Annotated in this window: 27 protein-coding genes; 18 read left to right on the forward strand and 9 right to left on the reverse strand. The window is 69.8% G+C overall.

Annotated features, from left to right (window positions below; all coding sequences use genetic code 11):
• Window position 1: 1 nt before the first annotated feature.
• Genes ICG51_RS04320 through ICG51_RS04340 form a run of 5 tightly spaced genes read left to right on the forward strand, consistent with a single transcriptional unit; the run spans window position 2 to window position 3,398 of the window.
• On the forward strand, window positions 2-421 hold the full coding sequence (locus ICG51_RS04320; RefSeq protein ID WP_190281800.1) for a VOC family protein: 420 nt from the start codon (window positions 2-4) through the stop codon (window positions 419-421).
• Complete coding sequence (oxyR, locus tag ICG51_RS04325; RefSeq protein WP_190281801.1) at window positions 418-1,323, forward strand: DNA-binding transcriptional regulator OxyR; 906 nt, start codon at window positions 418-420, stop codon at window positions 1,321-1,323. Before ICG51_RS04320 ends, oxyR begins: the two co-directional genes overlap by 4 nt.
• Window positions 1,324-1,366: 43 nt before the next feature.
• Window positions 1,367-2,014, forward strand: coding sequence for a hypothetical protein (locus ICG51_RS04330; protein ID WP_190281802.1), 648 nt, complete (start codon window positions 1,367-1,369; stop codon window positions 2,012-2,014).
• 17 nt (window positions 2,015-2,031) lie between these two features.
• Window positions 2,032-3,006: a CapA family protein gene (locus ICG51_RS04335; protein WP_190281803.1), complete on the forward strand. Its 975-nt coding sequence runs from the start codon at window positions 2,032-2,034 to the stop codon at window positions 3,004-3,006.
• A complete protein-coding gene (locus tag ICG51_RS04340) occupies window positions 3,003-3,398 on the forward strand; it encodes a hypothetical protein (protein ID WP_190281804.1) in 396 nt (131 codons plus the stop codon). The genes ICG51_RS04335 and ICG51_RS04340 overlap by 4 nt, the downstream gene beginning before the upstream one ends.
• A gap of 60 nt (window positions 3,399-3,458) precedes the next feature.
• On the opposite strand, the gene ICG51_RS04345 is transcribed toward ICG51_RS04340, so the two are convergent.
• Window positions 3,459-4,376, reverse strand: a complete 918-nt coding sequence (locus ICG51_RS04345) for a DMT family transporter (protein WP_190281805.1) — start codon at window positions 4,374-4,376, stop codon at window positions 3,459-3,461.
• The gene (locus tag ICG51_RS04350) at window positions 4,373-4,630 is read right to left on the reverse strand and encodes a DUF2007 domain-containing protein (protein ID WP_190281806.1); all 258 of its coding nucleotides are present in this window, start codon (window positions 4,628-4,630) and stop codon (window positions 4,373-4,375) included. The genes ICG51_RS04345 and ICG51_RS04350 overlap by 4 nt, the downstream gene beginning before the upstream one ends.
• A gap of 105 nt (window positions 4,631-4,735) precedes the next feature.
• Here ICG51_RS04350 and ICG51_RS04355 point away from each other — a divergent pair, with 105 nt between their 5' ends.
• From ICG51_RS04355 to rlmM, 3 genes are read left to right on the forward strand one after another with little or no spacing between them, the layout of a single operon-like run.
• Entirely contained in the window at window positions 4,736-6,481 is a 1,746-nt protein-coding gene (locus tag ICG51_RS04355; RefSeq protein WP_190281807.1) for a glutamine--tRNA ligase/YqeY domain fusion protein, read from the forward strand.
• Between the two features lie 7 nt (window positions 6,482-6,488).
• The gene (locus ICG51_RS04360) at window positions 6,489-7,052 is read left to right on the forward strand and encodes a nucleoside deaminase (protein WP_190282352.1); all 564 of its coding nucleotides are present in this window, start codon (window positions 6,489-6,491) and stop codon (window positions 7,050-7,052) included.
• Window positions 7,048-8,127 carry a 23S rRNA (cytidine(2498)-2'-O)-methyltransferase RlmM gene (rlmM, locus tag ICG51_RS04365; RefSeq protein ID WP_190282351.1) on the forward strand — a complete coding sequence of 360 codons (1,080 nt, stop codon included), beginning with the start codon at window positions 7,048-7,050 and terminating at the stop codon, window positions 8,125-8,127. Before ICG51_RS04360 ends, rlmM begins: the two co-directional genes overlap by 5 nt.
• A gap of 21 nt (window positions 8,128-8,148) precedes the next feature.
• Here the strand turns inward: rlmM and ICG51_RS04370 are convergent, their stop codons facing one another.
• Complete coding sequence (locus tag ICG51_RS04370; protein ID WP_190281808.1) at window positions 8,149-9,351, reverse strand: FAD-dependent oxidoreductase; 1,203 nt, start codon at window positions 9,349-9,351, stop codon at window positions 8,149-8,151.
• The gene (gene ubiH / locus ICG51_RS04375; RefSeq protein ID WP_190281809.1) at window positions 9,348-10,580 is read right to left on the reverse strand and encodes a 2-octaprenyl-6-methoxyphenyl hydroxylase; all 1,233 of its coding nucleotides are present in this window, start codon (window positions 10,578-10,580) and stop codon (window positions 9,348-9,350) included. Before ubiH ends, ICG51_RS04370 begins: the two co-directional genes overlap by 4 nt.
• Window positions 10,581-10,622: 42 nt before the next feature.
• Here ubiH and ICG51_RS04380 point away from each other — a divergent pair, with 42 nt between their 5' ends.
• From ICG51_RS04380 to ICG51_RS04425, 10 genes are all read left to right on the forward strand, one after another.
• Window positions 10,623-11,192, forward strand: a complete 570-nt coding sequence (locus ICG51_RS04380) for a DUF6580 family putative transport protein (RefSeq protein WP_223809512.1) — start codon at window positions 10,623-10,625, stop codon at window positions 11,190-11,192.
• Between the two features lie 60 nt (window positions 11,193-11,252).
• Window positions 11,253-11,804, forward strand: a complete 552-nt coding sequence (locus tag ICG51_RS04385; RefSeq protein ID WP_028840346.1) for a cob(I)yrinic acid a,c-diamide adenosyltransferase — start codon at window positions 11,253-11,255, stop codon at window positions 11,802-11,804.
• A 25-nt stretch (window positions 11,805-11,829) separates the two neighbouring features.
• A complete protein-coding gene (locus tag ICG51_RS04390) occupies window positions 11,830-12,741 on the forward strand; it encodes a histone deacetylase family protein (RefSeq protein ID WP_190281810.1) in 912 nt (303 codons plus the stop codon).
• 101 nt (window positions 12,742-12,842) lie between these two features.
• Window positions 12,843-15,143 (forward strand): LPS-assembly protein LptD, encoded by a 2,301-nt coding sequence (gene lptD, locus ICG51_RS04395; RefSeq protein ID WP_190281811.1) that lies wholly within the window; start codon window positions 12,843-12,845, stop codon window positions 15,141-15,143.
• Window positions 15,140-16,558, forward strand: coding sequence for a peptidylprolyl isomerase (locus ICG51_RS04400; RefSeq protein ID WP_190281812.1), 1,419 nt, complete (start codon window positions 15,140-15,142; stop codon window positions 16,556-16,558). Before lptD ends, ICG51_RS04400 begins: the two co-directional genes overlap by 4 nt.
• Before the next feature lie 7 nt (window positions 16,559-16,565).
• Window positions 16,566-17,540 (forward strand): 4-hydroxythreonine-4-phosphate dehydrogenase PdxA, encoded by a 975-nt coding sequence (gene pdxA, locus ICG51_RS04405; protein ID WP_190281813.1) that lies wholly within the window; start codon window positions 16,566-16,568, stop codon window positions 17,538-17,540.
• Window positions 17,540-17,878 carry a tRNA-binding protein gene (locus ICG51_RS04410; protein ID WP_190281814.1) on the forward strand — a complete coding sequence of 113 codons (339 nt, stop codon included), beginning with the start codon at window positions 17,540-17,542 and terminating at the stop codon, window positions 17,876-17,878. Before pdxA ends, ICG51_RS04410 begins: the two co-directional genes overlap by 1 nt.
• Before the next feature lie 26 nt (window positions 17,879-17,904).
• On the forward strand, window positions 17,905-18,711 hold the full coding sequence (gene rsmA / locus ICG51_RS04415) for a 16S rRNA (adenine(1518)-N(6)/adenine(1519)-N(6))-dimethyltransferase RsmA (protein ID WP_190281815.1): 807 nt from the start codon (window positions 17,905-17,907) through the stop codon (window positions 18,709-18,711).
• 42 nt (window positions 18,712-18,753) lie between these two features.
• Complete coding sequence (gene apaG / locus ICG51_RS04420) at window positions 18,754-19,134, forward strand: Co2+/Mg2+ efflux protein ApaG (protein ID WP_190281816.1); 381 nt, start codon at window positions 18,754-18,756, stop codon at window positions 19,132-19,134.
• A 1-nt stretch (window position 19,135) separates the two neighbouring features.
• The gene (locus ICG51_RS04425; RefSeq protein ID WP_190281817.1) at window positions 19,136-20,074 is read left to right on the forward strand and encodes a symmetrical bis(5'-nucleosyl)-tetraphosphatase; all 939 of its coding nucleotides are present in this window, start codon (window positions 19,136-19,138) and stop codon (window positions 20,072-20,074) included.
• Here the strand turns inward: ICG51_RS04425 and ICG51_RS04430 are convergent.
• From ICG51_RS04430 to ICG51_RS04450, 5 genes are read right to left on the reverse strand one after another with little or no spacing between them, the layout of a single operon-like run.
• Window positions 20,059-20,550 (reverse strand): dihydrofolate reductase, encoded by a 492-nt coding sequence (locus ICG51_RS04430; protein ID WP_190281818.1) that lies wholly within the window; start codon window positions 20,548-20,550, stop codon window positions 20,059-20,061. The genes ICG51_RS04425 and ICG51_RS04430 overlap by 16 nt on opposite strands.
• 7 nt (window positions 20,551-20,557) lie before the next feature.
• On the reverse strand, window positions 20,558-21,352 hold the full coding sequence (locus ICG51_RS04435; protein WP_190281819.1) for a thymidylate synthase: 795 nt from the start codon (window positions 21,350-21,352) through the stop codon (window positions 20,558-20,560).
• On the reverse strand, window positions 21,352-22,233 hold the full coding sequence (lgt, locus tag ICG51_RS04440) for a prolipoprotein diacylglyceryl transferase (RefSeq protein ID WP_190281820.1): 882 nt from the start codon (window positions 22,231-22,233) through the stop codon (window positions 21,352-21,354). Before lgt ends, ICG51_RS04435 begins: the two co-directional genes overlap by 1 nt.
• A 38-nt stretch (window positions 22,234-22,271) precedes the next feature.
• The gene (locus tag ICG51_RS04445; protein ID WP_190281821.1) at window positions 22,272-23,021 is read right to left on the reverse strand and encodes a TerC family protein; all 750 of its coding nucleotides are present in this window, start codon (window positions 23,019-23,021) and stop codon (window positions 22,272-22,274) included.
• Between the two features lie 32 nt (window positions 23,022-23,053).
• The gene (locus ICG51_RS04450; RefSeq protein WP_190281822.1) at window positions 23,054-23,434 is read right to left on the reverse strand and encodes a diacylglycerol kinase; all 381 of its coding nucleotides are present in this window, start codon (window positions 23,432-23,434) and stop codon (window positions 23,054-23,056) included.
• Window positions 23,435-23,504: the final 70 nt, after the last annotated feature.

The raw sequence follows: 23,504 nt of genomic DNA on the forward strand, positions 1-23,504 counted from the left end.
GATGGCCGCCCGCCCGTTCGACGTGCAGCGCCTCGACCACGTGGTGCTGCGCGTGCGCGACCTGGATCGCAGCGAAGCTTTCTATCGCGCGCTGCTGGGCTGCGAGGTGGCGCGCCGCCGCGACGACCTCGGCCTGCGCCACCTGCGCGCCGGCGCATCGATGATCGACCTGGTCGCGGTGGACGGGAAACTGGGCCGGCGCGGCGGCGCGGCGGCGGGCACGGAGGGCCGCAACCTCGACCATCTGTGCCTGCGCGTCGAACCGTTTGACGAGGCCGCCATCGTCGCCCATCTTGGCCGGCATGGCGTTGCGCCGCAGGGACCCGCGGCGACCAACTTCGGCGCGGAAGGCGATGGCCTTTCGCTCTATTTCGACGATCCCGACGGCAACACCGTCGAACTCAAGGGCCCCTCCGCTTGAACCTGCGCGATCTCCGTTACCTCGTCGCCCTGGCCGACCTGCGCCATTTCGGCCGCGCCGCGGATGCCTGCTTCGTCAGCCAGCCCACCCTGTCCACCCAGATCCGCAAGCTGGAAGAAGAGCTGGGCGTGGTGCTGATCGAACGCGCCCCGCGCAAGGTCATGCTGACCGCGGCCGGCCAGGACGCCGTGCAGCGCGCGCGCCGGATCGTTGCGGAAGTGGACGAACTGAAGGAATCCGCCCGGCGCAGCCGCGACCCTGCCTCGGGCGCGCTGCGACTGGGCGTGTTCCCCACCCTTGGCCCCTACCTGCTGCCGCACGTGGTGCCGCAGCTGCGCGAGCGCTTCCCGCAGCTGGAGCTGCTGCTGACCGAGGAGAAGAGCGACGTGCTGCTGGCGCGCCTGCGCGAAGGCAAGCTGGACGCCGCCCTGCTCGCACTGCCGGTCCACGACGAGCAGCTGCATGCGCAGTTCCTGTTCGAGGAGCCATTTCTGCTGGCCACTCCGCAGCAGCACCCGCTGGCGCAGGCCAAGGGGCTGCGCGTCGATGCGCTGGGCGACGAAACCCTGCTGCTGCTGGAAGACGGCCACTGCCTGCGCGACCAGGCGCTGGACGTGTGCCGGCTGTCCGGCGCGCAGGAGAAGACCGGCTTCCGCGCCACCAGCCTGGAAACGCTGCGGCAGATGGTGGCCGCGGGCGTGGGCGTGACCCTGCTGCCGGCGCTGTCGGTGCACGACCCGATCGTGCAGCCGGCCGGCATCCGCCTGGTGCGCTTCGCCGACCCGGCGCCCAGCCGCCAGATCGCGCTGGTCTGGCGCAAGTCCTCGGCGCTGGACGGCTTCCTGCAGCAGCTTGCGGAGGTGATCGGCACGCAGGCGCGGGCACAATTGGCGCAGGGCTGAAGGCGGCGCACAGGGGACAAGGTCGATGCGGATACGCGGCGGAGTGCTCGCGGCGGTCGTCGCCTGCCTGTTGGCTGGCTGGTGGCTGGCGCATCCGGCGTCCACCCTGCCGCCTCCCGACCCGGCCACGATCCCCGCATGCCCCCTGCCGCCGCGCGTCGCGCGCGGGGAGCCGCCGCTGCAGTCGGACACCCCACGCAGCCTCGCCCTGCCCGCGATCGGCGACGGCACGCTTTCGCCGCTGGCCGGCTTCAGCGTAGAGGCGCGGGTGCTGGGCCGCGAGGACTACCACATGGGCCGCGAGGCCACGTTTTCCCCCACCGACCTCGCGCTGGGCTGGGGCCGCATGGCCGACGAGGCCGTGCTGGCGCAGCTGGACATCAGCCAGGGCGGCCGCTGGTACCGCTACCGCTGGCGGGACCAGCCACCGATCCCGACGGACGAGATCATCCGCAGCAGCGCCAACATGCATGTCGTGCCCGCCGATGAAGCCGTGGCCGGCGCGTTGGGCAGGATCAAGGTGGGCCAGCACGTGCGCATCGACGGCTGGCTGGTCCGGATCGACGCCGCCGACGGCCGCTGGCACTGGCGCAGCTCGCTCAGCCGCGAAGACAGCGGCGACGGCGCCTGCGAACTGGTCTATGCCTGCGCGATCACCGTCCTTCGGCCGGAGCGTGAAGCCGCGCAGTGATCAGGCATGATCGGCGTATGAAACGACTCCTGCTGCCGCTGCTGCTCGCGCCCTGCCTGACCCAAGCCGCCACTCCTGCGCGTGAGGTGTCCATCGTCTTTGTCGGCGACGTCATGGTCGCCGAACGGCCCGGCGAGCTGATCGCCGCTGGCACGGATCCCCTGGCCCCTTTCCAGCCGCTGCTGGCGCGGCACGATCTCCGTATCGGCAACCTGGAATGCGTGGTCGCGACCCGGGGTAGCGCGCTGGGAAAGCCCTATACCTTCCGCGCCGATCCACGCGTCCTGCCGGTGCTGAAGCGCCATTTCGACGCGATGTCGCTGGCCAACAACCATTCGGGCGACTTCGGCAAGGCCGCATTTGCCGAACAGCTGGGACTGATGCGGCAGGCGGGACTTCCGTATTTCGGCGGCGGGCACGATCTGGCCGAAGCGCACGCGCCGCTGGTCCTGGAACGCAACGGCCTGCGCATCGCACTGCTGGGCTACGTGGAATTCAAACCGCGCTCGTTCGAAGCCGATGCCACCCGACCGGGCGTCGCCTGGAGCGGGGAGGACGAGCAGGTGCTGCAAGACGTGATCGACGCCCGCCGCGTCCATCGCGCCGACATCGTGATCCCGTTCATGCACTGGGGCTGGGAGGAGGAGGCGCAGCCCAGCCCGCGCCTGCGCGCGTTGGCCCGGCGCCTGATCGATGCCGGCGCCGACATGGTGGTGGGCGGGCACCCGCATGTGACCCAGGGTGCCGACGTCTACAAGGGCAAGCCGATCATCTACAGCCTCGGCAATTTCCTCTTCAACGGCTTCGAAACCGAAGCCACCACCACCGGCTGGGTGCTGTCGGCCACGCTCGGGCCCGACGGCGTGCGCGAGTGGCGGACCCACGTGGCCCGCCTCGACGCCGATGGCATGCCGCATCCGGCGCCAGCGGCCAGCAGCCCCTGCGGGCGCGCCGGGGACGGCGCCGTCCGCGAATGCGTGGAGACGCCATGAAGGCCTCGATCGCCATTGCCTCCATCACGCTGCTGGGCAGCCTTGCCAGTGCCGGCACGCAGGCCGGGGAGGTTCGCTGCCACGTGATCTACGGCGGGGAGGAATGGATCGTCGACGCCGCCCCTACGGCGACGCCTTACAAGGTCGCCAACCGGAAGATCGGGCGCTATTTCGAGTTCAAGGTCGTGCAGGCCGAACTGCCATCCGCCGGCCGGTTCGTCCGGATCTACACCTACGGCATCAGCACCGGCGACCCCGTGCTGATCCACCAGGCCAGCTTCCGCCCGCCGTTTGACCGGCGTGCGGGCGATTGGGGTTTCACCGGCTTCCAGTACGTCTACGAACCGAGCAAAAGCAGCGAACTGCAGTACTGGTGCCGGATGCTGCCCTGATCCGGCGGCGCATCGCCGGCGAGGCCCGGCAGGCGCGCACGCCGGGCCAGCGCAGGGGCTTCACGGCTCCTGCGCGGCACGGTCCTGGCGGGACTTCATCCCGGCCACGAAGATCCCGGCCAGGCTGACCGCCAGCCCCAGCCATTGCCGTGGCGAGATGCTGATGTCGAGGAACACTACGTCGAGCAGGTAGGCCACGATCGGCTGCGCCAGCAGCAGCAGGCCGGCCAGCGCCACCGGCAGCACGCCCATCGCGCGCGAGATCAGCACCCAGCTCAGGCAGTGGCCGAACGCCGCCAGCGCCAGCAGCACGCCCCAGCTGCGCAGCGACGGCGGCGCGAACGCCTCGCCCTCGGCCCAGCCGATCAACCCCAGGCACAGCGCGCTGCCGAACGCGGCGTAGCACAGCACCTGCTCCACCGGCACCCGCACGCGGCCGGCGCCGGCCTCCGCCTGCGAACGCTTGATGCCGACGTTGTAGGCGGCGTAGCACACGCCCGCGCCCAGCCCCAACCACACGCCCCAGCGGTACTGCGCCGGCAACGTGGCCCAGTCGGCGCCCAGCAGCAGCCACAGGCCGGAGAACGCCAGCAGCACGCCGGCGACGAAGCGCGCGTTCAGCCGCTCGCCGAACAGCACCACCCCGGCGATGGCCATGAAGAACACCTGCGCATTGGCCAGCAGGGTCGATAGCCCCGGCCCCACCAGCAGGATGCTCTTGTGCCACATCCACAGGTCGACCGCGAAGGCGACCACCGGCACCGCCAGCCACCACCATGCCTTGCGCGGCAGCCGCTGCCAGCCATGGCGCGCGCTCACCAGCGCGGCCAGCATCACGCCCGCCAGCAGCATCCGCCAGAACGCCACCGCGGTCGGCGGCATCGCCGCCATCCGCACCATCAGGCCATTGCTGCCGATGATCGCCGCCCCGGCCAGCAGCTGCAGGCCGGCCGCACGCTGCGGATGCGCTGCGCTCATGCGGGCTGGGCGCCGGGACATTCTTCGTCGTCCGCAAGCGCCTGTTCGCCCAGCTGCAGCGCCGCCACCACGTCGCGCGCCTGCGGCCAGGCGGCATCGGGCACCATCACCCCCACCAGTCCGAACACGCCCAGTTCGCCGATCCCGCCGGTCAGCGCCTCGCCGCGCACGAACGCGGGAATGCCCTCGGCTTCCAGCGCCTGCCGGACCAGGTGGGCATCGATCAGGTTGGCGGCTTCGTACACGCTGCGCATCGGCACTCCTTGTTGCGGCCAGCGTACGCCCCGCGCCGGCACCGCGAAACCCTTGCGCGACGCGGCTCGGATAAACTACCGGACTACCAAGGAAGCACCCACGCCGTGTCCTCGACCCAGACCCCGCCCGCCGCCGACGCCCCCGTCCGCACCGACTTCATCCGCCAGATCGTCCGCGACGACCTGGCCAGCGGCAAGCACGCCGCGATCAAGACGCGCTTCCCGCCGGAACCCAATGGTTACCTGCACATCGGCCACGCCAAGGCGATCTGCCTGGACTTCGGCGTCGCGCAGGAGTTCGGCGGCGTCTGCAACCTGCGCCTGGACGACACCAACCCGGCGCGCGAAGACCCCGAATACGTGCGCGCCATCCAGGACGACGTGCGCTGGCTGGGCTTCGACTGGCACAGCCTGCGCCATGCCTCGGACTACTTCGGCGTGTACTACCTCGCCGCCGAGAAGCTCATCCGCGACGGCAAGGCCTTCGTCTGTGATCTATCCGCCGACGAGGTGCGCGAATACCGCGGCAGCCTGGTCGAGCCGGGCCGCAATTCGCCGTTCCGGGAGCGCAGCGTCGAGGAGAACCTGGAGCTGTTCCGGCGCATGCGCGCGGGCGAGTTCCCGGACGGCGCGCGTACCCTGCGCGCGAAGATCGACATGGCCAGCGGCAACATCAACCTGCGCGACCCGGCGCTGTACCGGATCAAGCACGTGGAGCACCAGAACACCGGCAACGAGTGGCCGATCTACCCGATGTACGACTTCGCCCACGCGCTGGGCGACGCCGTCGAGGGCATCACCCATTCGCTGTGCACGCTGGAGTTCGAGGACCACCGCCCGCTGTACGACTGGTGCGTGGACCACGTGGACCTGGCCGGCAACCCCGAGCTGCTGGAGCCACTGCTGGCCAAGGGCCTGCCGAAGGAAGCCGGCAAGCCGCGCCAGATCGAATTCTCGCGACTGAACTTCAACTACCTCGTCATGAGCAAGCGCAAGCTGATGGCGCTGGTCACCGACAGGCTGGTGGATGGCTGGGACGACCCGCGCATGCCCACCCTGCAGGGCATCCGCCGCCGCGGCTACACGCCGTCCGCGCTGAAGCTGATGGTGGAGCGCGTGGGCATCAGCAAGCAGAACTCACTGCTGGACATCTCCATCCTGGAAGGCGCGCTGCGCGACGACCTCGATGCGCACGCGCCGCGGCGGATGGCGGTGATCGATCCGCTGAAGCTCGTGCTGACCAACCTCGACGCAGGCCACGAGGAAACGCTGAGCTTCGCCAACCACCCCAAGGACGAAGCGCAGGGCGAACGCAGCATCCCGTTCTCGCGCGAGCTGTGGATCGAGCGCGAGGATTTCGAGGAAGTGCCGCCGAAGGGTTTCAAGCGCCTCACCCCGGGTGGTGAAGTGCGCCTGCGCGGCGCCGGCATCGTCCGTTGCGATGAGGTCATCAAGGACGCCGATGGCCAAGTGGTGGAACTGCGCTGCACGCTGGACCCGGAATCGCGTCCCGGCATGGAAGGCGCCAACCGCAAGGTCAAGGGCACCATCCACTGGGTCAGCGCGAAGCACGCGGTGGCGGCGGAAGTGCGCCTGTACGACCGCCTGTTCACGGTGGCCGATCCCGACAACGACGAAGGCGGCAAGACCTACGTCGATTACCTCAATCCCGATTCGCGCAAGGTGGTGACGGGTTACGTGGAGCCGGCGGCGGCGCAGGCGGCAAACGAGCAGGGCTTCCAGTTCGAGCGCCTGGGCTATTTCGTCGCCGACCGCTACGACCACAAGACCGATGCCCCGGTGTTCAACCGCAGCGTGACCCTGCGCGACACCTGGGCGCAGAAGGCCTGACATGGCGATGCCGCTTCCCGCGCAGCTGCACATCACCCTGCCCATCTGGGTGCTGGAGCTGGACGTGGCCGGCCGCGATTTCTCCAGCGATGAAGCCAAGGTCGCCTTCGCCATCGAACTGTCGAAACACAACGTGGAGCGCCAGAGCGGCGGCCCGTTCGGCGCAGCGGTGTTCAGCCCGCAGCACCAGCTGATCGCGGTGGGCGTGAACCGGGTGGTGCGCCAGAGCTGCTCGCTGGCGCATGCGGAAACCATGGCCTACATGCTGGCGCAGCAGCGCCTGCAGCAGTTCCGCCTCAACGAACTTGGCGGGCCGGTGACCCTGGCCACCTCCGCCCAGCCCTGCTGCCAGTGCTACGGCGCCACCATGTGGGCCGGCATCGACCGGCTGCTGATCGGCGCCCGCGCCGAAGACGTGATGGCGCTGACCGCGTTCGACGAAGGCCCGCTGCCGGCAGACTGGGTGGGCGAACTCAACAAGCGCGGCATTGAAGTCGTGCGCGACGTGCAGCGCGACGCCGCCTGCGCGGTGCTGAAAACCTATGGCGAACTGGGCGGACCGAATTATTGACGGGTTGCTGTGTTACTGCCGCCAGGGCTTCGAGCCGGAGCTGGCAGGCGAGTTGACCGAACGCGCCGCGCAGGCCGGAATCGCCGGCTATGCGCGCACCGAGCGCGACAGCGGCTATGTGGTGTTCTTCTGCGAAGACGGCGAGGCACTGGACCGCGCGCTGCCGTTCTCCGAGCTGATCTTCGCGCGACAGAAATTGCGCCTGCTGGCCGAGCTGACCGGACTGGACCCGAGCGACCGCATCGCGCCGATGCTGGCAGCGCTGCCACCCGCCCGAAGCGCGGGGCAAGCGCCGCTGTACGGTGAGCTGGTGATGGAGCATCCGGACAGCGATGCCGGCAAACCGCTGGCGGGGCTGGCGCGCAGCCTCGGCAACGCGCTGCGCCCTGCGCTGCGCAAGAGCTATCTGCTCAGTGCGCAGGACAGCCGCCGGCTGCCGCGCCTGCATGTCTGCTTCGCCGCTGGCGACCACGCCTTCCTCGCCACCAGCGCGGCTGCAGACAGCGCGCCGTGGCCGCTGGGCATCCCCCGCCTGAAGACGCACAAGGACGCGCCCTCGCGTTCCGCGCTCAAGCTGGAGGAAGCGCTGCTGGTGCTGCTGGATGAGGAAGAGCGCACGCGCCTGCTGAAGGAAGGCATGGTGGCGGCCGACCTCGGCGCCGCGCCCGGCGGCTGGACCTGGGTGCTGGTCCGCAACCGCCTGCGGGTGTCAGCCATCGACAACGGCCCGCTGCGCCAGCACGTGCTGGACACCGGCATGGTCACCCACCTGCGCGCCGACGGATTTTCCTGGCAGCCGCCCTACCCGCTGGACTGGATGGTCTGCGACATGGTGGAACAGCCACGACGCGTGGCCGAACGCATGGCCACCTGGCTGCGCGAGGGCTGGTGCCGGCACGCGATCTTCAACTTGAAACTTCCGATGAAGAAGCGCTGGCAGGAAACCCGGCTGTGCCTGGACCTGTTCGCACAGCAGGCACAAAAGCCGCTGACGATTCGCGCGAAACAGCTCTACCACGACCGCGAAGAGATCACCGTGTTCGCCAGCAGTACGGTCGATCGACCGCGCGGCTGACGCGAGTCAGGCGACAGCGCCCTACCGTCCCGCCGCGTGCCGCCACAGCGCGCGCACCAGCGGTGGCATGCGGCCGGCCAGCCCCAGCGCATGCCCGCGCAGCAGGGTCGGCAGCAGGGCGTCGTTGCTGAAGACGCGGTTGATGGCGCCGAAGGCGTGCGCGCCCAGCGCATTGTCGCTGCGGCGCGCGCGCGCCCAGCGCGCCAGCCGCGCCGGCGATGCGATGTCACCGCCCTTGGCCTGTGCGTCGCGCAGCATCGCCCGCAGCGCGGAGACATCGCGCAGGCCGTGGTTCACGCCCTGCCCGGCCAGCGGGTGCATCACGTGGGCGGCATCGCCGACCAGCAGCACCCGGCCCTCGACCTGCCGCTGCGCCAATTGCCGGCGCAGCGGGAACGCCGCGCGCTGCGACTGCAAGGTGAAGCCGCCCAGCTCGCCCCCGAAGGCCGCCGACAGCTCGCGCTCGAACTGCGCCTGCGGCGCGTCCAGCAGGCGCTGCGCCTCGGTTTCCGGCAGCGTCCACACGATCGAGCCGAGGTGGCCATGCAGTTGCGCATCACCATCGTCATTGAACGGCAGCAGCGCCACTGGCCCGGTGGGCAGGAAGCGTTGCCAGCAGGCGTCGCGGTGCGGCGCCTCGGTGGCGACAAAGGCCACCAGCCCGCGCTGGTGGTAGTCGTGCACTGGGGCCTCGATGCGGGCCAGCCGGCGCAGCGCCGAGTGGCCGCCGTCGGCGGCGATCGCCAGCCGCGCCTCCAGTACCAGTCCATCGTCCAAACCCACGCGCACGCCGCTGGCGTCCTGGGCCAGCGTTTCCACTTTCGCCGGGCAGTGCAGGCGCACGCCAGCCGCCGGCAGCGCGTTCCACAACGCATCCACCAGCAGGCCGTTCTCGACGATCCAGCCGAGCTGCGGTTCGCCCAGCGCGTCGGCATCGAAGGCCAGCGGCGCACCGCCAGCCGCATCCCACACGCGCATGCCGCGATACGGCTGCACGCGCGCCGCTTCGACCTGCGCCCACACGCCCAGATCGGCCAGCAGCGCGGCGTTGTCGGGTGCAAAGGCGAACACCCGCAGGTCGCGCGTTTCGCGCCGCCACGGCTCCGGCTGGCGCGCCTCCACCAGCGCCACCTGCAGGCCTTCCCGCGCCAGCATCAGGGCGCTGGCCGCGCCGACCACGCCGCCACCGACGACCACCGCGTCCAGCGTGCCGCGCCGGTTCATGCGGCCACCTTGCGGCACAGCGCCGGCACGTCGCCGCGATACCCCATCGCGCCGCCCACCAGCCAGCCCTGCAGCCAGCCGAAGGCATCGCCCGCCACCAGCCCGGCGCTGCGCAACGGGCGCAGCAGCGGCGCGTTGTTGGCGGTCAGTTTCGCCAGCCCGTCGGAGAACGCGATGGTGCGGTTGCGATCCTCTTCGCGACGCGCGGCGTGACGGCGCAGCACGTCGTCATCGCCGGGATCGCCGGCATGTCCGGCAATGCATTCGGCCAGCGTCAGCGCATCGCGCAGGCCGAGATTGAAACCCTGCGCGCCGAGCGGATGGATCGACTGCGCGGCGTTGCCGACCAGCACCGCGCGCGGTGCGACCAGCGCGTCCGCCACGCAACCCAGCATCGGGTAGCTGCTGCGTTCGCCGACCGAGAGGAAGCGGCCGGCACGCCAGCCGAAGGCATCCTGCACGCGCGCCAGGAAAGCCGCATCGTCGAGCGCGGCCACGGCCTCCGCGTCCTCGCACGGCACCCCGTGGACCAGGCCGTAATGGCCATCGCCGCGCGGCAGCAGCGCGGTCGGCCCGTGGTCGGTGAGTCGCTCGTAGGCGGTGCCGTCGGGCGCGCGCTGCGTGCGCAGGCGGGCGACGAACAGGGTCTGGCCGTAGTCGTGTTCGCGGGTGGTGATGCCCAGTACCTCGCGCAGCGCGCTGCGGGCGCCGTCGGCGGCCACCAGCAGCCTCGCGCGAAGAGTGCGCTCACCATTCGCGTCGGCGATGCGGACATGGCGCAGGCCATCGTCACCTTCACCAAGGCCGACGAAGCGCGCGGGCCGGTAGCGGGTCAGGTGCTGCAACTGCAGCAGCCGTGCCTCCAGGGCCTCGCCGAAATCGCGCGCCACCACCACCTGGCCGAACTCGCCGCGCCCGTAGGCCTGCGCGTCCAGCAGCATGCGCCCGAAGTCGCCGCGGCGGCTGACGTGGATGCGCCGGATCGGGCCGGTGGGCGCGCGCATCAGCGGCAGCACCCCCAGCGCCTGCAGCGCGTTGAGGGTGGCCTCGGCGAAGCTGAGGTTGCGTTGGTCGAACACCGGCGGCAGCGCGCCGGCCGGTGCGGCCTCGACCATGCCGACGTCCAGCCCCTGCGCATCCAGCGCGATCGCGAGGCTGGCACCTACCAGGCCGCCGCCGACGATCAGCACGTCATGCACGGGGCCGTTTCCAGGGGCTTGAGTGGACATTGCGCTATGCTAACGGCTCCGCAGTCCAGCCGTCCCAATGCCATGAATCGCCCCGCCTCGACGCTCCCCGCCGGCCCGCTGCTGCTCACCGCGCTGATCTTCGTCGCGGCGCTGAGCCGGGTCATCCCGCACCCGCCGAATTTCTCGCCGATCGAGGCGGTGGCGCTGTTCGGCGGCGCCTATTTCGCCAAGCGCCAGTGGGCGCTGGTCGTGCCGCTGGTGGCGATGTTCGCCTCCGACCTGGTGCTGGGCCTGGTCAATGGCGGCATCTACTGGAGCTACTTCGCCAGCGCCGGCTACCTGATGGTGTATGCCTGCATCGCCCTGTCCACCGTGCTGGGCTTCGGCTTGCGCGGCAAGGTCGGCGCCGGCCGCGTACTGGGCTATTCGCTGGCCGGCTCGCTGCTGTTCTTCGTGCTGACCAACGCCGGCGTGTGGGCGTTCGGTGCGATGTATCCGCACAACGCTGCCGGCCTGGCTGCCGCCTTCATCGCCGGCGTGCCGTTCTTCCAGTGGACCGTGCTGGGCACGCTGTTCTACGCGGCGCTGCTGTTCGGCGGCTTCGAGCTGCTGCGCCGGCAGGTTCCGGCGCTGCGCGCGCAGACGGCGTAACAGTCCCCCTCCCGCCTTCGAACGCTTCTCCCGCAAACGGAAGAAGGAAAGCAGGAATCCATGGGCAATCGCCTCAGCAAGATCTATACCCGCACCGGCGATGACGGCAGCACCGGCCTCGGCGACGGTTCGCGCGTCGGCAAGGATTCGGCTCGGGTGGAGGCCTATGGCACCGTCGACGAGGCCAATTCGTGCATCGGCGTGCTGCTGGCGGCAGAGCTGCCGGACGACGTGCGCGAACTGCTGGTACGCATCCAGCACCAGCTGTTCGATCTTGGCGGCGAGCTGTGCATTCCCGGCCATTCGGCCATCTTCGATGCCGACATCGAAGCGCTGGAAGCACAGGTGGACCACTACAACCATGACCTGCCGCCGCTGAAGGAATTCATCCTGCCTGGCGGCGGGATCGCTGCGGCGCGCTGCCACGTCGCCCGCACGGTGGTGCGCCGTGCCGAGCGCCGCACGGTGGAACTGGCGCGGCTGGAAAGCGTGCGCCCGCAGCCGGTGCATTATCTGAATCGCCTTTCCGACCTGCTGTTCGTGCTGTGCCGCGTACTGGCCCGCGCCAGCGGCCACGGCGAAGTGCTGTGGAAGCACGAGCGCCGCAGGTAGAACCCGGACGGAGGGACGGCAGGTGATGCAGATCTACACCCACGCTGCCTGCCTGGCCCACGACACCGGCCCCGACCACCCCGAGCGCCCGGCACGGCTGCGCGCGGTGCTGCATGCACTGGAAGCCGCGCACCCCGACCTGGATTGGCAGCAGGCGCCGCCCGCCAGCCGCGGCCAGCTGCTGCGCGTACACGATGCGCATCTGCTCGACGCGGTGCTGGAAACCGCGCCGCGCGAACTGCAGCCGCTGGATCCCGACACCCTGCTGTCACCGCAGTCCGCCGAGGCCGCGCTGCGTGCCGCCGGCGCCGGCGTGGCGGCGGTGGATGCAGTGATGTCCGGACGCACGCGTCGCGCGTTCTGCGCGGTGCGCCCGCCCGGCCACCACGCCACCCCGGCAGCGGCGATGGGCTTCTGCCTGTTCAACAACGTGGCGGTGGCGGCGCGGCATGCGATCGACCGGCACGGCCTGGAGCGGGTGGCGATCGTCGATTTCGACGTCCATCACGGCAACGGCACCCAGGCGATCTTCGAGCGCGACCCCCGCGTGCTCTACGCCAGCTCGCACCAGTGGCCGTTGTATCCGGAATCGGGCGCACGCAATGAAACGGGCTGCGGCAACATCTTCAATGCGCCGCTGGCGAAGGGCGCCGACGGCGTGGACTTCCGCGCCGCCTGGCGCGAGGAATTGCTGCCGGCGGTGGACCTGTTCAAGCCGCAGCTGCTGCTGGTATCCGCCGGCTTCGACGGCCACCGCCGCGACCCGTTGGCCGGACTGCTGCTGGATACCGCCGATTTCGCCTGGCTGACCCGCGAGCTGGTCGCCATCGCCGATCGTCACGCCGACGGCAGGATCGTCTCGACGCTGGAAGGTGGCTACGACCTTGCAACCCTGGCCGAATGCGTGGTGGCGCACATCGACACGCTGCGTTTTTGAGCGCGCGGCTGAAGGCAACGCAAACGTACCGCATGTGCCGCGTTTGCCGCTGCTGGCCGCTTCCGGCAAGCTAACGATCCGTTTTTCGCCCCGGATCGCCCGTGCGTCCCGTCCTGCGTCTGCTTCCCCTGTCCCTGTGCGTCGCGCTCTGCCTGCAGGCGCGTGCCGCCGACGACCCGCCGCAGAACTGGCGGCTGTGCCCGATCGGTGACGTGGTGCCGCCCTTCGCCGACGCCATCCGCGCGCCGGAGGGACTGAATATCGACCCCACCGGGGAAACCCCCACCGACATCGAGGGCGACCTGCTGTCCGGCACCGACGCCAACCCGGTGTTCCAGGGCAATGTGACCATGCGCAGGGGCAACCAGTTCATGGGCGCGGACCAGCTCACCTTCGACAAGGAGGCGGGCCAGTACGCGGCAGAAGGCAGCGTGCGCTTCCAGGCCCGCGGCCTGCGCCTGCGCGCGGCGCGCGCCGAGGGCGACCAGGGCAGTGACACCCACACCATGGAAGACCTGCAGTACCAGCTGCTGTCGCGGCGCGGCAACGGCAAGGCGGACAGCCTGAACCTGGTCGGGGAGCTCGGCAGCCTGCGCGGCGCGACCTTCTCCACCTGCCCGCCGGAGCAGCGCCACTGGGAAGTGAGCGCGCGCCGGATCGATATCGACACCGATTCCGGCATGGCGGTGGCCCGCGGGGCCAGCCTGCGGGTCGGCAAGGTACCGGTGCTCTACATGCCGTGGTTCATGTTCCCCACCGATGAGCGCCGGCGCACCGGCCTGCTGTATCCGTCGATCTCCAACTCCGGCCGCAACGGCTTCGACTGGCGCCAGCCGGTCTACCTGAACCTGGCGCCTAACTACGACGCCACCCTCAGTCCGCGCTGGATGAGCAAGCGCGGCGCGCTGCTGGGCGCCCAGTTCCGTTACCTGCTGGAGAACGGCGAAGGCACGCTGGACGGCGTCTGGATGCCGAATGACGACCTGCGCGACCGCAGCCGCGGGCTGGCCCACTTCGAAGGGGTGCACAACCTGGCGCCGGACTGGCAGGCGCGCGCCAGCCTCAACTGGATCAGCGACCCGCGCTACTACGAAGACTTCAGCAGCAGCATCGACGGCCTGTCGCAGGCCACGTCCTACAGCGCGCTGGGCGTCTACGGCCGCGGCCGCGACTGGACCGCCGGCGTGGTTGCCGATCACTGGCAGCTGGCGGACTACACCCTGACCGACGCGGTGCTGCCTTATGACCGCCTGCCGCGCGCCTACCTGAACTGGGAACGCCGCGTCGGCGGCCTGCTGCGCGCAGGCGTGGATGCCGAGGCGGTGCGCTTCCATCACCCGATCTACGCCGCCGGCTCGCGCGTGGACCTGCGCCCGTGGATCGGCGCCCCGCTGGAAGGCGACGCCTGGTTCCTGCGCCCCACCCTCGCCTGGCGCTACACCGGCTATTCGCTCGACCGCGCACTGGGACAGGCGCTGGGCGGGGAATCGCCATCACGCGCGCAATCCATCTTCAGCGTCGACACCGGCCTGTTCTTCGATCGCGAAACCCAGGTCAAGGGCAAGCGTTACCTGCAGACCATCGAACCGCGCCTGTTCTACCTGAACGTGCCCTACGAGGACCAGGGCGACATGCCGGTGTTCGACACCCAGCCGCTGACCTTCAGCTGGAGCCAGCTGTTCCGCGAGAACCGCTATTCCGGCGCCGACCGCCAGGCCGATGCCAACCAGATCACGCTGGCGGTCAGCTCCCGCATGATCCGCCAGGCGGATGGCTTCGAACGCTTCTCCGCCAGCCTCGGACAGATCCGCTACCTCAAGGAATCGCTGGTGCGGCTGCCCAACGAGCCGGTGACGGAGAAGGGGCGCTCGGCGTGGGTGGCCGACGTCAACTACGCGCCCACCGACCGCTGGACCATCGGCGCTTCCTACCAGCGCGACCCGAAATTCAAGCGCACCGACCTCGCCAGCCTGCGCGCGCGCTACCTGCTGCCCGACGAAGGCGTGTTCAATCTCGCCTACCGCTACCGTCGCGCGCTGCTGGAACAGGTGGACGTCTCCTTCCTGTACCCGCTGAACGCCAGCTGGAGCCTGGTCGGTCGCGGCTACTACTCGCTGCGCGACCGCAAGGCGCTGGAAAGCCTGGCCGGGGTGCAGTGGGACAGCTGCTGCGTGGCGATGCGCCTGGTCGCCCGCCGCTACGTGCACAACCGTGCGGGCGAGCTGAGCAACGCATTGATGTTCGAGATCGAACTCAAGGGGCTCGGCTCCGCCGGCCAGGATGCGCGGCGCGCCTTGCGCCGGTCCATCCTCGGCTACAATCGCGACGACCTTTATCTGGTGCCGCCGCAGACCGCCACGGGCCAGCCTTCCCCGCCCGACAACGCGAACGCCAATCCATGACCTTCATCCATCGCCTGCGTGCTCCCCGCTACCTCGCCGCGCTGCTGCCCGTGCTGCTGCTTGCCGGGGGCGCGACCGCGCAGGACGCCGCGTCCCTCCAGCCGGTCGACCGGATCGCCGCCGTGGTCAACGAGGACGTGATCCTGCGCAGCGAGCTGGACCGCGCGATCGCCAACATCCGCGCCCAGTACGCCGGCCAGGCCAACCAGCTGCCGCCGGCCGACGTGCTGGAGCGGCAGGTGCTGGAGCGCCTGGTGCTGCTGCGCCTGCAGCTTGCGCGCGCCACCGACGCCGGCATCACCGCCAGCGACCAGGACCTGGAGCGCGCGGTGCAGGGCGTTGCCCAGCAGAACAGCATGAGCGTCGACCAGCTGCGCGCGCGGCTGGCGCAGGACGGCATGTCGTTCACCGATTTCCGCAACAGCCTGCGCGACGAGATCATCACCCAGAAGCTGCGCCAGAGCTTCGCCCAAGGGCGGATCAACGTCAGCGAGGGCGAGGTCGACGCGGCGATGGCCAATGCCTCCGCCACCGCCAGCCAGCAGTTCCACCTCGCCCACATCCTGGTGGGCACGCCGGAAGCGGCCAGTCCCGAACAGATCGCCACCGCGCAGAAGAAGATCGAGGGCGTGAAGGGCCTGATCGATCGCGGCGAGATGACCTTCGCCGCCGCCGCGGTACGCTATTCCGACAGCCCCAACGCGCTGGAAGGCGGCGACCTGGGCTGGCGCGGCCTCAACGAGATCCCGCCGTCGTTCGCATCGGTCATCCAGCAGATGCAGGACGGCCAAGTGATCGGCCCGATCCGCGGCCCCAGCGGCTTCCAGCTGCTGCAGCTGGTCGGCACCCGCACCCAGGCCGCCGCCGGTGGCGAGAAGGTCACCCAGTTCTCGGCCCGCCAGATCCTGGTGAAGGTCGACGACAAGACCGATGATGCCGCCGCCAAGGCGAAGATCGACACGCTGGCGGCGCGATTGGCCGGCGGCGCGGATTTCGCCAAGCTGGCCAGCGAGGATTCCGACGACGCCACCACCCGCCGCCGCGGCGGCGACCTCGGCTGGTTCGGCGCCGATACCTACGGCACCGCCTTCGGCATGCAGGTGGCCGCGCTGTCGGACGGGCAGACCTCGGCGCCGTTCAAGACCGACGCCGGCTGGGTGATCGTGCAGCGCAGCGGCAGCCGCGAGATCGCCGCCGGCGACGAGAACCTGCGCGCGCAGGTGCGCGAGACCATCGGCCGGCGCAAGCTGGAGGAAGAATGGGACCGCTTCCTGCGCGAAATGCGCGGGGAAGCCTATGTGGATGTGCGCAACGAGGAGGGCAAGTCCAGCCGCCCCGAACTGCCGGAAACGGAGAAGGAAAAGCACAAGGTCACGCCGGTCGAGCGTCCCGAGGGTAGCCGCACCGGTTTCTGAGGCGCGCATGCGTCCCCTGCTTGCGCTGGTTCCCGGCGAGCCCGCGGGCATCGGCCCCGAGCTCGTCGTGCAGGCGGCCCAGCGCGACTGGGACGCGGATCTGGTCGTGTTCGGCGACGCCGACACCCTGTTGCGCGCGGCCGCAGCCATGTCGCTGCCGCTGGCCCTGCATCGCAGTGGCGAAGCCCCGCGCGTACCGCATAGCCTGGAAATCGTGGACGTCCCGCACCCCGTCCTGGCCGCGTTCGGCAGGCCGGAGCCGGTCAACGCTGCCTCGGTGGTGACCGCGCTGACCAGCGCCGCGCAGGCCTGCCTCGAAGGGCGGCTGCACGGTCTGGTCACCGGCCCCGTGCACAAGGCGGCGATCAACGAGGGGGGCATCCACTACACCGGCACCACCGGCCTGCTGGCGGCGCACGCCGGCACTGAAGTGGTGATGATGCTGGCCAATCCCGCCATGCGGGTGGCCCTGCAGACCGTGCACCTGCCGCTGCGCGAGGTGGCCGACCGGATCACCCCTGGCGCGCTGGAGCGCACGCTGCGGATCGTCGATGGGGCCCTGCGCACCCAGTTCGGCATCGCCGCGCCGACCATCGCCGTGCTCGGCCTGAACCCGCATGCGGGCGAAGACGGCCACTTGGGGCGCGAGGAACTGGACGTCATCATTCCGACGCTGGAGCGCCTGCGCCTTGATGGCCTGCGCCTGGTCGGCCCGCTGCCGGCCGATACCGCCTTCCTGCCCGCCAAGCTGCACGGCTTCGACGCAGTGCTGGCGATGTACCACGACCAGGGCCTGCCGGTGCTCAAGCACGCCGACTTCGCCCATGCGGTGAACCTCACCCTCGGCCTGCCCTACCCGCGGGTGGCGGTGGACCACGGCACCGCGCTCGACCTCGCCGGCACCGGCAAGGCCGATCCGTCCAGCCTGTTCGCCGCCATCCGCTGCTGCACGCAGCTGGCGTCGCGGCGCGCGGGCGCGTGATGGACGAGATCGCCTTCGACGATTTCCTGAAGGTCGAGCTGCGCGTCGGCCGGGTGCTGTCGGCAGAACCATTCGCGCAGGCGCGCAAGCCCGCCTACGTGCTGCAGGTCGACTTCGGCCCCGAACTCGGCGTGCGAAAATCCAGCGCGCAGATCACCGTCCACTACCGCCCCGAAGACCTGGTGGGCCGGCTGGTGGTCGCCGTGGTCAACTTCCCCAGGAAACAGATCGGCCCGCTGATGTCCGAATGCCTGGTCACCGGCTTCCACGACGCCGACGGCGCAGTGGCGTTGTGCGTGCCGGACCGCGACGTGCCGCTGGGGACGCGCCTGCTATGAGCCCGCCCGCCATGAGCCCGCCTGCCATGAACACTGGCTTCACCGAACCGGCCAAGAAGCATCTGGGCCAGAACTTCCTGCACGAGAAGGGCGTGATCGAGAAGATCGTGCAGGCCATCGATCCACGACCGGGCGATGTGCTCGTCGAGATCGGCCCCGGCCAGGGCGCGCTGACCTTCCCGCTGCTGAGGAAACATGGCGAGGTCACCGCCATCGAGTTCGACCGCGACCTGCACGCCCCGCTGCAGGCCGCAGCGCGCGAGCACGGCCAGCTGCACCTGATCGAGGGCGACGTGCTGGGGGTGGACTTCGGCGCGCTGGCCGCGCGGCGCGGCGATGCCCTCGGGCAGATCCGGCTGGTCGGCAACCTGCCCTACAACCTGTCCTCGCCGATCCTGTTCCATGCGCTGGACCATGCCGCCGCGATCCGCGACATGCACTTCATGCTGCAGAAGGAAGTGGTGGAGCGCATGGCCGCCGGCCCCGGCAGCAAGGTGTACGGCCGCCTGAGCGTGATGCTGCAGGCCTACTGCACGGTGACCCCGCTGTTCGTGGTGCCGCCGGGCGCGTTCCGGCCGGCGCCGAAGGTGGATTCAGCGGTGGTGCGGCTGGTGCCGAAAGCTGCCGAACGCATCCAGGTGCGTGACCGCGCAGTATTCGCCAACGTCGTCCGCGCCGCCTTCGGCCAGCGCCGCAAGACCCTGCGCAACGCACTCAATGGCGTCGCCGATGGTGCCGCCATCGAAGCTGCCGGCCTGCGCGCGGACGCCCGCGCGGAGCAGGTTGAAGTCGCCGGCTTCGTGCGCCTGGCCAACCTGCTGGCCGGCGCCTGAATGGAGCCGGCGCGGCGCGCCACGCGCCGCTAGAATGTCGGCATGAGCAGCAACGATTACCAGTTCGACATCGATGTCGACACCCGCTTCCTCGACGAGCAGTCGGCGCCGGAGGAAGACCGCTACGTGTTCGCCTACACCATCCACATCCGCAACCAGGGCAAGGTGCCGGCGCGGCTGCTGGGCCGCCACTGGCTGATCACCGACGGCAATGGCAAGGTCCGCGAAGTGGTGGGCGAAGGCGTGGTCGGCGAGCAGCCGTGGCTGCGCCCGGGCGAAGGGTTCGAATACACGTCGGGCGCGGTCCTGGAGACCGACATCGGCACCATGCGCGGCAGCTACGACGTGCTGGCCGACGACGGCACCCGCTTCGCCGCGCCGATCCCGGCGTTCACGCTGTCCGTCCCGCGCACCCTGCACTGAGATGGCCGTCTGGGCAATCGGCGACCTGCAGGGTTGCTACGACGTCACCCAGCGCCTGCTGGAGAAGATCAACTTCGATCCGGCGGCCGACCGGCTGTGGTTCTGCGGTGACCTGGTCAACCGCGGCGGGCAGTCGATCGAAACCCTGCGGCTGGTGCATTCGTTGCGCGAGCAATGCGAGGCGGTGCTGGGCAACCACGATCTGTCGCTGCTGGCGGTGGCCGAGCGCACCCCGGACGAACAGCGCCGGGTGAACCCGGACCTGCAGGGCGTGCTGTTCGCGGAGGATGCGCCGGAGCTGCTGGCCTGGCTGCGCGGACGCCCGCTGGCCCACGTGGACCGCAAGCTGGGCTGGATGATGGTGCACGCCGGGCTGGCGCCGAAATGGACCACCCACCTGGCCGAGAAGCACGCCCGCGAGGTCGAAGCCCGGCTGCGCAGCGACGGCTACCGCAAGCTGCTGAAGAACATGTACGGGGACGGCCCGGACTGGTCGCCGCGACTGCAGGGCAGCGACCGTGACCGCGCCATCATCAACATCTTCACCCGCATGCGCTATTGCAGTCCGCGCGGACGCATCGCGTTCGAACACAAGGGCGCGCCGGGCACCCAGCCACCCGGCCTGTACCCCTGGTTCTCGGTCCCCGGCCATGCGCCGCGCGACCTGAAGATCGTCTGCGGCCACTGGAGCACGCTCGGCCTGTTCATCGGCCACGGCGTGCACGCCATCGACACCGGCGCGGTCTGGAGCGGCAAGCTGACCGCGCTGCGGCTGGATGGCGAGGACTTCCAGCTGGTGCAGGTGCCCGGCCGCGACGTGCCGGCGCCGGCGCCGAGGCAGCGCCCACCGCGCCACGGCAACAAGCCGCATGGCAACCACGGCCCGCGCCGCCACGAGGGCGGCCGCGCGCCCGAAGGCCAGGGTCAGGCGCGCTCGTAGTCGACGAAATCGAACGCGAACAGGTGCGCCGCATCCGCCGGATGGTGGATGCGCGCGGCTTCCCGCCAGCGCTGCGCGTCCAGGCGCGGGAAGAACGCGTCGGCGCCCTCGACCGCGGTATCGACATGGGTCAGGTGCAGGTGGGTGGCCTGCGGCAGCGCCAGCGCATAGACCTCGCCGCCACCGATCACGCACAGCTCGTCGCATTCCTCCGCCGCCAGCGCAAAGGCCGCTGCCAGGGACGCCACCGCCTGCATCCCGGCGAACGGCACCGCGCCACCGCGGGTCAACACCAGGTTGGTCCGCTTCGGCAGCGCGCGACCCAACGACTGCGCCGTCCTGCGTCCCATCAGTACAGGTTTGCCCAGGGTCAGCGCTTTGAACCGCCGGAGGTCGTCGGGCAGGTGCCAAGGAAGTGCGTTGCCGCGGCCGATGGCATGGTTGCGATCCAGCGCGGCGATCAGCGAAACGCGCATGGCCGGCTCAAACCGCGACCGGCGCCTTGATCGCCGGCAGCGGGTCGTAGCCTTCGATGGCGATGTCCTCGAAACGGAAGCCGAAGATGTCTTTCACGTCGGGGTTGAGCTTCAGCGCCGGCAGCGCGCGCGGCGTGCGCGAGAGCTGCTCGCGCGCCTGCTCGAAGTGGTTGGCGTACAGGTGCGCATCGCCCAGCGTGTGCACGAAATCGCCCACGCCCAGCCCGCAGACCTGCGCCACCATGTGGGTCAGCAGCGCGTAGCTGGCGATGTTGAACGGCACGCCAAGGAAGATGTCACCGCTGCGCTGGTACAGCTGGCAGCTCAATTTCCCGTCCGCCACGTAGAACTGGAACAGGCTGTGGCAGGGCATCAGCGCCATCTTCGGCAGGTCGGCCACGTTCCACGCCGACACGATCAACCGGCGCGAATCCGGATTGCGGCGGATCTCGTCCACCACCCAGCGGATCTGGTCGTGGGTCTGGCCATCCGCGCCTTCCCAGCTGCGCCACTGCTTGCCGTAGACCGGGCCGAGTTCGCCATTGGCATCGGCCCATTCGTCCCAGATCGAAACCTTGTTGTCCTTCAGGTAGGCAATGTTGGTGCTGCCCTGCAGGAACCACAGCAGCTCGTGGATGATCGAGCGCAGGTGCAATTTCTTGGTGGTCACCAGCGGGAAGCCTTCGCCGAGGGCGAAGCGCATCTGCCAGCCAAACACGCTGCGGGTGCCGGTGCCGGTGCGGTCGGCCTTGTCGCTGCCGTGCTCCAGCACGTGCCGAAGCAGTTCCAGATACTGGCGCATCAGCGCGGCTCCGGCTGCAGCGTGGGTGCGCTGCGCGATCGCCACAGCCAGAACAGGCCCAAAAGGATCAGCGGCGTGCTCAGCACCTGCCCCATCGTCAGCCAGCCGAACGCCAGGTAGCCCAGCTGCGCGTCCGGTTCGCGCACGAATTCCACCAGGAAGCGGAAGCTGCCGTACAGCAGCGCGAACAGCCCGGCCACCGCGTAGCGCGGACGCGGCCGGCGCGAATACCAGACCAGCGCCGCGAACATCACCAGCCCTTCCAGCGTGGCCTGGTACAGCTGGGACGGGTGGCGCGCGAACGTATCCAGGATTCCGCTGTCGAACTGGGCCCGCAGCGTCGCGGCATCCATCGAGGCGAACGGTTCCGGCAGCGCGTGCGGGAACACCACGCCCCAGCCTTCAAACGCCGTGCCTTGGGTGGGCTTGCCCCACAACTCGCCGCCGATGTAGTTGCCGAGACGCCCGAAGCCGAGCCCCGCCGGCACCAGCGGGGCAACGAAATCGACCGTGTCGAAGAAGTGCAGCCGCTGCCGGCGCGACCACCATGCACCCGCGACCAGCACGCCCAGCAGGCCACCGTGGAAGCTCATCCCGCCTTCCCACACCTTGAACAGCATCAGCGGGTCCCGCAGGAATGTGCCGAAGTCGTAGAACAGCACGTAGCCGATGCGCCCACCCAGGACCACGCCCAGCATGGCGTAGAACATCAGGTCGCCGAAGCCGTTGTCGTCGACCCCGGGCAGACGGCCGGCGCGCACGCGGCGACGGCCCAGCCACCAGGCCACCCCGAAGCCGAGCAGGTACATCAGCCCGTACCAGTGAATCTTCAGCGGCCCCAGCGCAACGGCGACGGGATCGATCTGGTGCAGGATGGGCATGCGGCTGCGGCTCCGGAAGGGCGGTCAGTTCGGGACGGTTACCACTCGCCTGCGCCAGGCACCCTGTGCGCGACCGCCTTGCGGCGCATCAGCAGGTTCAGCCACTCCACCAGCACGGAGAAGCCCATCGCGAAGTAGATGTAGGGCTTCGGCACGTGCACCTCGAAGCCATCCAGGATCAGCACTGCGCCGACCAGCAGGATGAAGGTCAGCGCCAGCATCTTCACGGTCGGGTTTTCGTCGATGAAGCGGCCCAGCGGATTGGCCGCCAGCAGCATGATCGCCACCGCGGTGAGGATCGCGAACACCATGATCGGGATGTGTTCGGCAATCCCGACGGCGGTGATCACCGAGTCCAGCGAGAACACGATGTCGATCACCGCGATCTGCGCGATCACCAGCCCGAACACCGCCGAGGCCTTGGTGGTGCGCGGATCTTCGTCCTCGCCGCCGGTGATCATGTCACGGACTTCCTGCAGGCCCTTCACCAGCAGGAAGGCGCCGCCGAGGATCAGCACCAGGTCACGGATCGAGATCCCTTGCCCGAACAGCGCGAACAGGTCCTGCGACATCCGCGCCAGATGCGCCAGGGTCACGAGCAGCAGGATCCGGGTAATGCAGGCCACCGCGATGCCCAGCTTGCGCGCGAACGGCTTGCGGTGCTCGGGCAGGCGGCTCACCGCGATGGAGATGAACACCAGGTTGTCGATACCCAGCACGATTTCCAGGGCGCTCAGCGTCACCAAGGTGAGCCAGGCGTCCGGAGATGCGAGAAAACTCAGGTCCATTCTTTACTCTTCATGTCGCGCGGGAGCGCGGTTTACAGATAGCGCGGCAACAGCAGCAGCGCCCACACCAGTACCACGTTGATCATCAGCACGAACACCGCGGCGGAGCCCATGTCCTTGGCCCGGCCGGCGAGCTCGTGCCGTTCGGAGCTGAAGCGTTCGATCACCGCTTCCATCGACGAGTTCATCAGTTCCATCGCCAGCACCAGCAGGCAGCTGCCGATCAGCAGCACCTGCTCCACCGGTGTGGCGCCCAGCCACCAGCCCAGTGGGCCGAGCACGGCGAACAGGCAGACTTCCAGGCGGAACGAGGATTCGTGCAGCCAGGCGGCGCGCAGGCCGAGCAGCGACCAGCGGGTGGCGCGCAGCACCCCGGCGGGGCCGCGCGGCAGGTGTCCATAGAGGTCAGCCATGTCGGGGCACCCGGGCACTGGCAGGCATGGCAGGAAGGCGGGCTGGCATCGGGCTGCGGACGTCGACGGT

It is taken from the genome of Thermomonas sp. XSG (genome assembly GCF_014678725.1).
Lineage (GTDB): Bacteria > Pseudomonadota > Gammaproteobacteria > Xanthomonadales > Xanthomonadaceae > Thermomonas.